Raw genomic sequence first — 12974 nt, 5'->3', positions numbered from 1 at the left:
TTGGTATTTATATAAAATCAGGCACTTGGTAGAAAATGCTTTTGCACGATTAAAGCATTTTCGTGCGCTGGCAACACGGTACGATAAATTAAAACGTAATTATGAAAGTACCGTGTCATTAGCTTGTGCTTTGATTTGGTTGAAATTATAGCTAAAATGTCATTAGCCCTTAGTTATCTAGGACAGCCCCAATACAAAAGCAGCCTGCACTTTAAATGAGCAAAAGTGCAGGCTGCTTTTTTACATTTCGCGCAAGTATTGTATCGCCGACAACACCGCTTTTTCTGTGAATAATTCAATTGTCGGCACAACCGAACCGCGAGAACCACCCACATTCAACACGCTAGTCCGATGACGTTGCACAAATTCTGCAATGTGTTTGCCAGCGATTTCAGGCAGCAGTACGGACGAATCGAGCAGCAAATATGGTTTGCGCTGAGAAATGCAGGTTTTTAGCGTCAATTCCGTGCCGCTACCAAGCGCGATTTCCGTGTGATAAACGATAACAGTCGCGTCGCTGTCTAGCACATTTTGGCGCGTGCGTTTACGGTAGCCTGCGCCAACGAGCGGCGTAACGGGATAATGCGGTGGAATTTCACCGTCTTCCGCGTGGCGGTCTTCGGGACACCAGCCACCGCATTCGCAACGTGCCACATCAGCACAGGCGGAACAGCATTTCCAATCGCCCGATACTGCCGATTATCCGATACACAATCAAATTGAAAATTCAACGGAAATGATTGAATATTTGCGGCTTCTCGTGGCGAAAAACGGCGGTAGCGTTCGCCAACCATTAACACAGGGTCTGTGCCGTTCAAACTCACTTTTGCCAAATGCGAACTAATGGTATTGCAAGGCTGTTCAATGTCTTGCACCCGCCCTTTGTTCATTTTTTCGCGAACCCGCAACATACCATTCACCGCTTTCTGACTGAAAAACTATTTTTCATCGTGATTTGCCTGTTCATCTAACGCATATTTCAATGGGATTTTTTCAGGCAGCGTTTCAGGAAATTGAAACTTGAAAAAATCTTCATCATCGCGAAAACCAACAATAAACACACGCTCACGTTTTTGCGGTACACCAAATTCAGACGCATTCAATAATTTAAAATGAATGTGATAGCCTGCCTGTTCAAATTCACGAATAATCATCGGAAACGCCTGTTTTTGATTGGCAGAAAGCAAACCTTTTACATTTTCCGCAATGAAAAATCTCGGTTTTTTCTCTTTCAAAACCTTAACCATTTCAAAAAATAGCGTGCCTTTTTCATCTTTATAGCCCAAACGTGGCGGATTTTGTGCCACGATAGAAAACGACTGACACGGAAAACCGCCCAATAAAATATCGTGTTCAGGCAGCTCGCCAGCGACAATATCGCGAACGTCTTTAATTTCCGCTTGATGTGAAAAATTGGCATTGTAAATTTTGACAGCGTAAGGGTCGTAGTCGGCAGCGTAGGCAATTTCAAACGGCAATTTTGCGTAATGGTTTCCTAAATAATGGAAATCGCCCAAAATGCCTTTGTCCATGCCCCCACAACCGCAAAATAAGGACACTACTCGGAACATGACACCTCCAATAAGGGCTGCCATTCTCCTGCTTGTGGCGTAAATTCAACGGTTAAGCTGCTATCTACTTTAATCAAATTATCGTGATATTTTTGAACAGGATTTTGAATAATGAAAATATTTTTACTGCTTTCATTCATCACTAAATAATAAATAAAATAGCGGTCGCCCAAAGTTTCCGCACTGTCCCATTCATTTGGCGTTAATTTAAAACGATTGCTGTTAATTGCTTTTTTAGAGCGTGTGCTTTTCACTTCAATGTAACGCTTATTTTTTTCAATTTCAATGCTTTGCAAATCGTAACCTACACCCAAAGATGTAGGAATTTTGTTAATTAAATGCTGGCGATTAGATTTGCCTTTTGTACGCAAATATTCGTGTGCCAAAATCAAAGTTTCGCCTAAATCGCCAATGATTTTAGTAGAAACCGATTCTTGCCCTTTCATTTTGGCGTAATACTCTTGAATTAAGGCAGCAATATCTGCTTTTTCTGTTTCATTTAAAGACGGTTCAAATTCAGCAATATTGTCAAATTGATTAACGTAATCAAACCATTTTTTCTCTAATACTGTGATTTCGCGAGCAGAAATTTCTTGTTTTCCATAAAAATCAGCATATTGATTAAACCAAGCTGTATTATCTAAATGACGTTTAATGAAGTCTGTGTTATCTGTATTTAAATAATAATGCCCTGTTCCTTTTGTTTTCAATAAATTAGCTAAAACCATATAATCCAAAATATCACCTGCATAACGATACACATCGCCCGAAGACGGATAATTACCACTTTCGGTTTTTAATTGCTCATATTTATGATTGTAGCTAACTTTATTTTCTCTATTTTCAATAATTTGTTTAGCCACATCATTAGCCGTTTTGGTTTGATGACTGGTTACACGCAAATCAAAATAAGCACATTGCGTTAATTCTTCGGCGGTTAAATAAAATGGTTTGTCGCTTAATTTGCAGGCTGCCTGAAAAATTTGCAAAATAAATTGGCAAGGTCTAAATTGGCAAGGTCTAAATTGAATGCCATTTTGAATTTGTGCTATAACTGCGTGGCTTTTATTGTGTCCAGCAGGATATTGAAAGCTATACAAAAAATAATTGAAAAATTCATCAAGAAATTGATTTTCAGCCAGCCTTTTTGCCATTTTGCTCGGCAATAATTCATTATTTTCGGTTTCTTGAATAAACGAAAATAAGGCAGCAATTTCAGTACGCCAGTTGTTAATCGTTTTTTGTTCAGCCGTTTGGTTTTTAACAAAATTTCTTAAAACGGCATTTAATTGTTCGTTAAATGCCTTTTCAGGCAGCTTGCCCAAATCAGAAATGCTGTTCGCCACATAAAGCAATACTTCTTCTACATTGCTTTTAAAACGTGGGCGAATGTGATGTAAACGGAAAAAATATTCTTCGGGGATTTGATAAGTTTCACTCATAAATATTCTCTTATTTTCAATGCAATCGTTTTGGCAAGCATAGGCGGAACGGCATTTCCCACTTGTTTATATTGACTGGTTTTTGTACCTAAAAAGATAAAATCATCGGGAAATGATTGAATTCTTGCACTTTCTCGCACGGTTGGCACACGATTAAATTCATAATGAAAATGATGACGGTGTCCCGTATCAATCGTAAAACTGGGTTTTTGGCTGTTTAATCGTGTCCATGCAATATTCACGTTTCGCGTTTGGCGTAAATGTTCAGGCAAGTTTTTGTAGTTGCCACCGTCTGGCACTAATGCAATGATTTCTTTGGTTTTATCATTGTGTACGGTAATTTGATGATTGAATAAACCTGTGCTGTTTTGGCGCATTTGTTGCTGATAGTTGCTGCTGCCTGAAAGCGGATAGTTTTCGCCGTCTGCAACGGAATAATCAGGCAAATCAGAAATGGCTTGTTCTGCGGTAATGTGTTGTTTTACTGTGGCTTGTGGAAATTCAAATCGTGTGCCATTTTTAAAACCAACAAAAAAAGCACGTCTGCGGTTTTGTGGTACGCCAAAATCTGATGCCATTAAAATTTAACTGCTGACGGTGTAGCCCAGTTGTTCAAAATCTTGCGTAATTTGTTCTTTAATCAAGCCTTTTCCCATTGACATCATATTGGGGACGTTTTCCATCAAAAACGCTTTGGGCCGATAAAAACGGACAAATTCCACAAACGATTTGTAAAGCTGATTGCGTTCATCATCAATCATGCGTTTACCCGCAATAGAAAAGCCTTGACACGGCGGACCGCCGATAATCACATCAATTTGATTGATTTGGGTTTGTTGGCTGATTTGTTCGGGCGTGGTTGTGAATAAGTCGGCAACAATGCCTTGTGTGTTTTGATGTGTGGCGGTGTAGGTTTTAATCGCGTCTTGCCAAGCATCAATGCCGAGTTTGACATCAAATCCTGCCTGAATAAAACCGAGCGATAAACCGCCACAACCGCAAAATAAATCTAATACTGTGGGTTTGGATTGCATTTTGAAAATGTATTTAAAAAAGTTGCTTATTCTACCTGAAAAAATCTTTCAGGCTGCCTGAACATTTCAAACAATCACATCACAAGAGAACCTTCTCAATCCCCCCATTGTTCGCCTTTTCCACAAACTCATTCTGCCAATTCTCGCCCAAGATTTTCTTCGCCATTTCAATCACAATGTAATCGGCTGGCAAATTATTATCATCTTGATAACGGCTCAAACCTTGCAAACACGCAGGACACGATGTCAGCATTTTTACAGGTTCGCCTTGCGGTAATTGCGCCAAATTTTTCTCAATTTCTTCTTGTTTGCGGAATTTGACTTGCGTGGCGATGTCGGGGCGTTTCACGGCAAACATACCACTTTCGCCGCAACAACGGTCGCTCAACACCACATTTTGCCCCATCAATTCGCTGGCGAGTTTCGTGCCGTCCATCGTTTTGATTGGCGTGTGGCAAGGATTGTGATACAGATATTGCTGCCCTTTTACGCCGTCCAATTTGATGTTTTTTTCCAGCAAAAATTCATGAATATCAATAATGCGGCAATTCGGGAAAATGTCTTCAAAACGGTATTCCGCCAGCGCGTCGTAACACGTTCCGCAACTCACAACGACGGTTTTAATATCCAAATAATTCAAGGTATTAGCCATGCGATGAAACAACACGCGGTTTTCCGTAACCATATTATTGGCTTTGTCTTTGTCGCCGCTTGCGTTTTGTGGATAACCGCAGCACAGATAACCTGGCGGCAACACCGTTTGCACACTAGCGTGATACAACATCGCTTGCGTGGCTAAACCGACTTGGCTAAACAATTTTTCCGAACCGCAGCCTGGGAAATAAAACACCGCTTCCGCGTCTTCGGGCAATTCAGGATTGCGAATAATCGGAATCGTCTTATTGTCTTCCAAACCGAGCAATGAACGCGCCGTTCGTAACGGCACATTGCGCGGTAATGGGCGGTTGATGAAATGGATAACTTGTTCCACCACTTTGGCTTTTTGCGTGGTCGCTTTCGGTTCGGCTTTTTGTTTTTTCGCGCCGATGTGGAATTGTTGTCCCAAATCGTAGGCTAAATTTTGCGCTTTAAAACTCGCGTCAATCACGCCCACGCGCAAGGCTTTCACGGCAACTGGATTTTTCGCATTCAAAAACGCCATACCCATTTCCGCAATCGGATTGAATTTCGCCTTACCCGATTTTTTCAAAAAGGCGCGAATATCCACGGTTACATCGCCAAAATCAATATTGACAGGACACGGTTTCACGCAGCGATGGCAAACCGTGCAATGGTCGCCAATATTGCCCAATTCATCAAAATGCTTCATGGAAACGCCGCGCCGCGTTTGTTCTTCATACAAAAATGCTTCGGCAAGCAGGCCCACGCCTAAAATTTTATTTCTTGGCGAATACAACAGGTTAGCGCGTGGAACGTGGGTTGAACAAACAGGTTTACATTTGCCACAACGCAAGCAATCTTTAACCGCATGGGTAATCTGCCCCAAATGCGATTGCTCCATAATCAGGCTTTCAAAGCTCAACAATTCAAAAGACGGCGTGTAGGCGTTGCGTAAATCCGAGCCTTTCATCAATTTGCCGCGATTGAAATAGCCTTTTGGGTCAATGGATTGCTTGTAATCCCAAAACGGCTGCATTTCTTCGTCTGACAAAAATTCCAGTTTTGTGATGCCAATACCGTGTTCGCCTGAAATCACACCGTTCAGGCTGCGTGCAATATCCATAATTCGTGCAACGGCTTTGTGCGCGGTTTGCAACATTTCGTAATCATCTGAATTTACAGGAATATTGGTATGCACATTACCGTCCCCTGCGTGCATATGCAGCGCGACAAACACGCGACCGCGCACGGTTTTGGCGTGGATTTTGCCCAAACCTGCCATGATTTTCGTGTCGGCTTTACCGCTAAAAATTTCGGCAAGCGGTTTCATCACATCTTCCTTAATGGAAACACGCAGCCTGAAATCGCGGAACGCAATAAAACAGCTTTCTCTCGGTTTTGCTTCGGGCGCAACCACAATGTGATTGCCGTAACGCGCCTGATATTCCGACAAGGGTGCGTCCAAATTGTCCAACAACCATTGCCATTGTTCCTGCACATCATTGACAAATTTCAGTGCGTGGTTGGCACGTTCGCCCAACAATTCGCTTTTTGGCAAATCGCTGTCCAACTGCTCAACGGGCAGGCTGCCTGAAAGATATTGAATCAACGCGGCGCACAATTTCAATTTATTTTGAATGGATAATTCAATGTTAATGCGTTCAATGCCGTCCGAATATTCGCCCAAACGCTCCAACGGAATAACCACGTCTTCATTGATTTTAAAGGCATTTGTGTGTTTCGCAATCGCGGCGGTGCGTGAACGGTCAAGCCAAAAAGTTTTGCGTTGTTCGGGCGAAATCGCGATAAAGCCTTCGCCGTCTCGCGCTTGCGCCAGTTTGACGATGTGTTCCGCAGCAGCCTGCACCGCGTTTTCATCGTCCGACACAATATCCGCAATCAACACCATTTTCGGGCGACCCTTGCCAGCCGCTTTCGTGGCATAACCGACCGCGCGAACATATCGCCAATCCAAATGCTCCAAACCTGCCAAACGCACCGATTCATGCGCCAACATAAAATCGCGAATTTCCACGATTGACGGCGTGGCGTTGGCAACCGTGCCGAAAAATTCCAAACAAACCGTGCGCGTGTGGGCTGGCATTTTGTGCAATACAAACGCCACGCTCGTGATAATGCCGTCCGTGCCTTCTTTTTGCACCCCCGGTAAACCGCTTAAAAATTTATCGGTAACGTCTTTGCCCAAACCCACTTTGCGGAATTTGCTGCCTGAAATTTCCAAACGCTTGGTTTTGGCAATGGTTTTGCCGTCATCTTTGAGCGTGTGAACGTCAAAAATGGCGGTTTCTTCATCGTGGATTTTGCCGAAATTGTGGCGTACACGTTCAATCAACAGCCATTCGCCCTGTGGATTGACCATTTTCCAATACGCCAAATTGTCCAACGCCGTCCCCCACAACACGGCTTTTTTGCCGCCTGCGTTCATCGCCACATTGCCGCCCACGCAAGACGCATCGGCGGAAGTCGGGTCTACCGCAAACACGAGTTTCGCGGCGTGTGCGGTTTCCTCAACGCGTCTGGTTACTACGCCCGCTCCACAATGAATGATGGGATACGAGCCTTCTAAACCTGCCAATTCCACAAATTGCACGCCATTGTGTCGGTCTAATTTTTCCGTGTTAATCACGGCAGACATTGCGTCCAAAGGCACAGCACCGCCCGTGTAACCCGTGCCGCCGCCGCGTGGAATAATCGTTAATTCCAATTCAATCAAAGCGCGAACCAATGGCGCAATCTCATCTTCGGTGTCGGGGTTAATCACAACAAACGGATATTCCACGCGCCAGTCGGTCGCATCGGTAACGTGGGTTACACGCGCCAAACCGTCAAACATAATGTTATGTTTTTTCGTGATTTTGCTTAAACGCGCCAAGATTTGTTCGCGTTTTAATTTGGTCTCGGCAAAACTGTTGTCAAATTTATTTACCGCGCTTTCGGCTGCCTGAACTAATTTCAAAACGTCCGAATTATCATCGCGGCGTTTATCAATTTCGTTCAAACGATGTCGCATGGCTTGTACCAAATCGGCTTGGCGTTTTGGGTGTTCCAACAAATCGTCCACCAAATACGGATTGCGAACCACCGCCCAAATATCGCCCAACACTTCAAACAACATTCGGGCTGAACGTCCTGTTTTGCGTTGGGCGCGGAGATTGTTTAATGCGTCCCAAGCGTATTCGCCTAGCAAACGGCAAACGATTTCTTTGTCGGAATAGGAAGTATAGTTGTAGGGGATTTCACGGATTCGCGGGGCGGCGGTGGTGTGGGTGGTGGCGGTCATGAGTGTTCCTGTGGTTTTATAGTGTGTGAAATTTAAAGCACTATATATAATTGTAAAAAAATGTGCTTATTCTAAAATATTTTGCGTGATTAGGCTTGGAAAAAAATGCGTATTCTGTGTGAATCATTTAAGCAAAGCAGCCTGCATTTGGGTTGATGCAATGTGCAGGCTGCTTTTATATAGCGATTTATAGTGAATTAAAATCGCTGCAATCAAAAAAATAATAAAAGCAGCCTGCACTTTTCAATCAATAAAAAGTGCAGGCTGCTTTGTCGTATTACGCCACTTGCGTTTGATGTTCATCGCCCACGCGCTCGCGGATTGCGCCCAAGCGGTAAACCGTTTCGCCTTGTTCGGCAAACAATTTTTCGGCAGCGTCTGCGTTTTCGGGCGATACAATCACCACCATGCCAATGCCACAGTTGAACGTGCGATACATTTCCTGCGTTTGGACATTACCCGCCGTTTGCAGCCATTGGAATAATTTGGGCAACGTCCAAGATTTCGCGTCAATTTGCGCCACGCAATTTTCAGGCAACACGCGTGGTACGTTTTCTGTAATGCCTCCGCCTGTGATGTGCGCCATGCCTTTGATTTCAAATTGTTTCAATGCAGCTAAAACAGGTTTCACATACAAACGAGTTGGCGCGATAATCGCTTCACGCAAGGTTTTGTCGCCGTCAAATTTCGCGTCCAAATCAGGGTTATCACGCGCAATAATTTTGCGAACCAGCGAATAGCCATTGGAATGTGCACCATTGCTCGCCAAACCCAGCACCACATCGCCTGCTTTGATGTTGCGCCCGTTAATCACGTGGTCTTTTTCTACCACGCCCACCGCGAAACCTGCCAAATCGTATTCGCCTTCGGAGTACATTCCCGGCATTTCGGCTGTTTCGCCACCGATTAGGGCGCAACCTGATTCTTCGCAACCTACCGCGATGCCTTTAATCACATCGGTTGCGCGTGCCACCTCTAATTTGCCACACGCAAAATAATCCAAGAAAAACAAAGGCTCTGCGCCTTGAACCAAAATATCGTTCACGCTCATCGCCACCAAATCAATGCCGACTGTGTCGTGTTTATCCCATTCAAATGCCAGTTTCAGTTTTGTACCAACGCCGTCCGTACCAGACACCAGCACGGGATTTTGGTATTTTTTGCTGATTTCTACCAACGCGCCAAATCCACCCAAATCGCCCAACACTTCGGGGCGCATGGTACGCTTGGCAAAAGGTTTGATGTTTTCAACAAGTTGGTCGCCAGCGTCAATATCCACGCCTGCATCGCGGTAGCTTAAAGAAGTTTGAGTCATGATTCACTTTCGTAAACGAGTGGGAGAAAAAGCAGCCTGCACATGGATTGTGCAAAATGGAACTATTCGGCTATTTGATTCCCTCTTCTTTTGGGAGAGGGTTAGGGAGAGAGCAAACTATTCGCACAACAACAATCGCTGTTATTGCGCCTAAATCCCCCACCCTAGCCTCTCCCCCAAAGGAGAGGGAACAGATTTGCGGTTCTTCATCAAAAACATGCGGATTTTACACTATCTTACCTATCTGCCTGCAAAAAATTCGCCAATCCTGTTTGGCGTGGCACATGGTGTTGGCTGGCTTGAACCGCGCTATCTAAATCGCCCCAATACACAAATTGTTGTTTGGCTCGGGTTACGGCGGTGTAGAGCAAGGCGCGACTGGCGGTGCTGTAACTCGGCGCAAAATACCACACGCTGTCGTATTCCGAGCCTTGACTTTTGTGAACCGTCATCGCAAAGGCGGATTCGTGTTCGGGCAAACGGCTCAATGGCACGGTGCGGTAGCCTACGTTTTCATCGGGAAAACATGCAACCAAGCCTTTGGATTGTGCAGGCTGCATGACAATACCGACATCACCGTTATACAGTTTTTGGGCAGGCGCGTTGCGTGTAATCAACAACATTTGTCCTGCAAACCAAGTGTCGCTACTGGATACGCGCTGATGTTGTTGCGCGATTTGGCGATAAGCTTGGTTGATTTGTTGCGCGTCAAAACGCAACGCCGTTAGCGCGATTAAGCGGTTTTGCCACGCAAAAGCAGCCTGCACATCGCCAGCGTCTATCGCTTGCCAATAGTCGTGATGTTGTTGCCACATTTGCTCGGCAAGTTGTTTAGCTGAACCGTGTTGCTGCGACAAGGCTTGCGGAAACTGGGTAAACAGTTGCGCTACGTCATCACGATGGTGCAGGCTGCCTGTGCGAACGGCGGCGGCAAATTGTCCAATGCCGCTTTGGCCATCAAAACGATGGCTTAATGTTAAACGCGCGAATTGTTCGGCAACGGTGCGCCAATCGCTGCGTGCGGGCAAGTAGCGTTGCAGTTGCGCCAACGTAGCAGCCTGCACTTGTGATTGCGTGGACAGCGCGGTCAAAATCGCACCTGCACCCACCGATGGCAGTTGGTCGGCATCGCCCAGCAACACCACGCGGCAAGTATCGGACAAAGCACAAAGCAACTGATAAAACAAATAGTTATCCAACATAGACGCTTCGTCAATCAACACCATATCCAACACAAGTGGGTTGTTGCTGTCGTATTCTGCGTTCAGCGTGGGCGGTTTAATCCCCAATAAACGGTGTGCGGTTTGTCCGTCCAAAGCATTCAAATGCGCGGCAATGGCTGGCGATAAATCGGTCATGCGCGACAATGCGCCACGCAGGGCTTGTGATAAACGTGCTGCGGCTTTGCCTGTGGGCGCAACCAATGCAATGCGCGGTAAGGCGGCTTCATCGCACAGCAAAGCCAGCAATTTGGCAACGGTGGTGGTTTTGCCTGTGCCCGGCCCACCGCTAATCAACACAAATGGTTTAATCAACGCCAAAGTGCAGGCTGCTTGCTGGTCGTGGCTGCCTGCATCGGCAAACCACGTTTGCAATTTGAGCGTGATGATGTCGGGCGCAGGCAGCCTGCATTCTTGTTGCGATAGGCGTTGGATTTGCGCGGCAAGTTCGCGTTCCAAATGCCACGATTTTGCCAAAAACAAGCGTTTGCCGTCCAACACCAGCGGACTGCGGTCATCATTGCCCACCAATGGCGTGGCTTGCTGCAATAGAGCGACATCGCTGTGGCTAACGTAAACAAACGTATCGCCATTTGCGCTGGCGGCAAACAATCGTTGCACAAACGGCGCAACGCTGTCGGCAACATCGGGCACAATGCGTGCAAACAGTTCACACACGGCTTGCGCGGCTGGCGACAGGTCTAATTCGGTTTCGGTGTGGATATCTTGCGGACTCATGGCTTGCTTTCAAACTGAAATTGTTTGCCATTGTGGCGATTGCTGCCCTTGGCATCAAACAGCATACGGAAAAAATCCAAACCATAGCGGTCGGACAATTTATTGGCGCGTTTTTTGAGTTTTTCCAGATTCAATTCGGGCGTGAAATTGAACGCCAACACCGCCACATTGCCGTGCGTAGTGGCTGGCACTTCTAGCACGCGATTGTCAAACACAGTGCGTAGGCGTTGCATAAACAGCGAATAGCGTTTGTCACCACTCCACCAGTTGGTCGCAAAAATGCCGTTTGCGCTCAATGCTTGGCGGCAATCGTGGAAAAACGGCTCACCCACCAGTTCGTCAATGATTTGTATGCCGTCAAAGCCATCAACCAAAATCACATCGGTGTTGCCACGCATGATTTGAATGTATTCCGCACCATCGGCTTCTACAATATCAAAATTTTGCCCTTCAAAATCCAAGGCAAACGAAGTTCGGGCGATTTGAATGACTTGCGGATTGATTTCTACCGCCACTTGCTGCGAGTCGGGCAAATATTCGTGCAGCCAACGCGCAAACGAGCCGCCGCCCAAACCAATTTGGGTGATGTGCTGCGGCAGTTGTTCGGCAAACAGCAGCCACGACATCATGGCACGGCTATACGACAGCACCAATTCAGACGGCTGATTGATGTTCATGGAACTTTGAATGGTGGGCGTACCCAAATGCAAAGAGCGAATATTGCCTAGCTCCGACACGTTGGCATCGGGCAAGGTGTTGCGAAAAAAACGGTTGCGGCGAAAGGGATGAGTCATGGGGTTAGTCTTTTAAAATATAACGAATTCTTACGGTGTGTATCGTATCGGTTTACAATGACATTTTGTAACACGGTGCGATACAGTGATTTTAAGTTTCAAACACAAAGGATTGGAACAATTCTGTAAAAATCGCGATTACGCAATACTCGTTTCTTCGTGAACGCAAACAGCTTGTGCGCCACATTCGCGCCATTGTGTTGCAAACTGCGCCACTAAATCGGCAGAACTCAACAAAATAATCGGTTGCGAGCAGCCTGCACTCAAGGTGGTGCAGGCTGCTTTTGCGCTATTTTCGTCTGCAATATGCCACAACAAGCCATCGGCATCGCAAGCAGCCTGCACTTGTTCGGCACATTCAATCAACAGCCAAACGCTGGAAAAACCTTGTGGCAACGCGCCTTGCTGCTGCGCTTGTGGCAACGATAGCCACACATTATCTTGCGGCGATGTGGCTTGTGAAGCGTGTACCAATCGCCAGTTTTGATAATGCAACACCGAGTGCAGGCTGCCTGCTAATTGCTGCGGAAACGCCAATGCGCGGAGCAAATCTTGATTGGCAGGCAACATGGGCGACACATCAAATTGTCCGATTTTTTGCCACGCCCATTGCTGATTTTCGCGCGATTGCAGGCTGCCTTGCCATTGGTGCGCCGCCACACGAAAAAAACGCAAATGCACCAGCGCGTGTTCATAAGCATACACTTTTGCCAGCCATGGTGTTGCCGCCAAAATCTCGATGCCCAATTCTTCGGCAAATTCGCGCTGCAAAGCCGCCAGTTGCGTTTCACCCTGCTCTACTTTGCCGCCTGCAAATTCCCAAAAACCAGCATACGCCTTACCAGCAGGACGCGATGACAGCAACACTTCATCATGCTCGTTCAACACAATACCTGCAACGACTTCAATTTTGGGGCGCATAGTTTACCTTTGTTACA

10 protein-coding genes and 1 pseudogene are annotated in these 12974 nt (G+C 46.0%); 1 reads left to right on the top strand and 10 read right to left on the bottom strand.

Annotation, left to right across the window (positions count from 1 at the left end; genetic code table 11):
- The coding region (locus BQ5809_RS10300) for a transposase (protein ID WP_143452379.1) at nt 1-151 on the top strand (151 nt) is incomplete at its 5' end.
- Nucleotides 152-240: 89 nt separating this feature from the next.
- On the opposite strand, the gene BQ5809_RS04855 is transcribed toward BQ5809_RS10300, so the two are convergent.
- The 10 genes and pseudogenes from BQ5809_RS04855 to BQ5809_RS04815 form a co-directional block, all read right to left on the bottom strand.
- The gene (locus tag BQ5809_RS04855; RefSeq protein WP_231954233.1) at nt 241-594 is read right to left on the bottom strand and encodes a putative molybdenum carrier protein; all 354 of its coding nucleotides are present in this window, start codon (nt 592-594) and stop codon (nt 241-243) included.
- On the bottom strand, nt 522-911 hold the full coding sequence (locus tag BQ5809_RS11120) for a DNA cytosine methyltransferase (RefSeq protein ID WP_003786467.1): 390 nt from the start codon (nt 909-911) through the stop codon (nt 522-524). The genes BQ5809_RS04855 and BQ5809_RS11120 overlap by 73 nt, the downstream gene beginning before the upstream one ends.
- A 27-nt stretch (nt 912-938) precedes the next feature.
- Nucleotides 939-1571, bottom strand: coding sequence for a DNA cytosine methyltransferase (locus BQ5809_RS11115; protein WP_071461621.1), 633 nt, complete (start codon nt 1569-1571; stop codon nt 939-941).
- Nucleotides 1559-3013, bottom strand: coding sequence for a protein NO VEIN domain-containing protein (locus tag BQ5809_RS04845; protein ID WP_003786462.1), 1455 nt, complete (start codon nt 3011-3013; stop codon nt 1559-1561). The genes BQ5809_RS11115 and BQ5809_RS04845 overlap by 13 nt, the downstream gene beginning before the upstream one ends.
- Nucleotides 3010-4047, bottom strand: a pseudogene (locus BQ5809_RS04840) (DNA cytosine methyltransferase). The gene BQ5809_RS04845 and the pseudogene BQ5809_RS04840 overlap by 4 nt, the downstream one beginning before the upstream one ends.
- Nucleotides 4048-4126: 79 nt before the next feature.
- Nucleotides 4127-7969 carry a DUF3683 domain-containing protein gene (locus BQ5809_RS04835; RefSeq protein ID WP_003786457.1) on the bottom strand — a complete coding sequence of 1281 codons (3843 nt, stop codon included), beginning with the start codon at nt 7967-7969 and terminating at the stop codon, nt 4127-4129.
- A 277-nt stretch (nt 7970-8246) separates the two neighbouring features.
- On the bottom strand, nt 8247-9284 hold the full coding sequence (gene purM, locus BQ5809_RS04830; RefSeq protein WP_003786455.1) for a phosphoribosylformylglycinamidine cyclo-ligase: 1038 nt from the start codon (nt 9282-9284) through the stop codon (nt 8247-8249).
- Between the two features lie 236 nt (nt 9285-9520).
- A complete protein-coding gene (gene recD / locus BQ5809_RS04825) occupies nt 9521-11242 on the bottom strand; it encodes an exodeoxyribonuclease V subunit alpha (protein ID WP_003786453.1) in 1722 nt (573 codons plus the stop codon).
- Nucleotides 11239-12036 carry a polyamine aminopropyltransferase gene (locus BQ5809_RS04820; protein WP_003786450.1) on the bottom strand — a complete coding sequence of 266 codons (798 nt, stop codon included), beginning with the start codon at nt 12034-12036 and terminating at the stop codon, nt 11239-11241. The genes recD and BQ5809_RS04820 overlap by 4 nt, the downstream gene beginning before the upstream one ends.
- Nucleotides 12037-12174: 138 nt before the next feature.
- Entirely contained in the window at nt 12175-12957 is a 783-nt protein-coding gene (locus BQ5809_RS04815; RefSeq protein ID WP_003786448.1) for an NUDIX domain-containing protein, read from the bottom strand.
- Nucleotides 12958-12974 lie beyond the last annotated feature (17 nt).

Origin of the sequence: Kingella kingae ATCC 23330 (genome assembly GCF_900111845.1) — a bacterium.
Lineage (GTDB): Bacteria > Pseudomonadota > Gammaproteobacteria > Burkholderiales > Neisseriaceae > Kingella > Kingella kingae.
The sequence above is the reverse complement of the archived record's forward strand: the minus strand, read 5'-3'. Positions and strand labels throughout refer to the sequence as shown.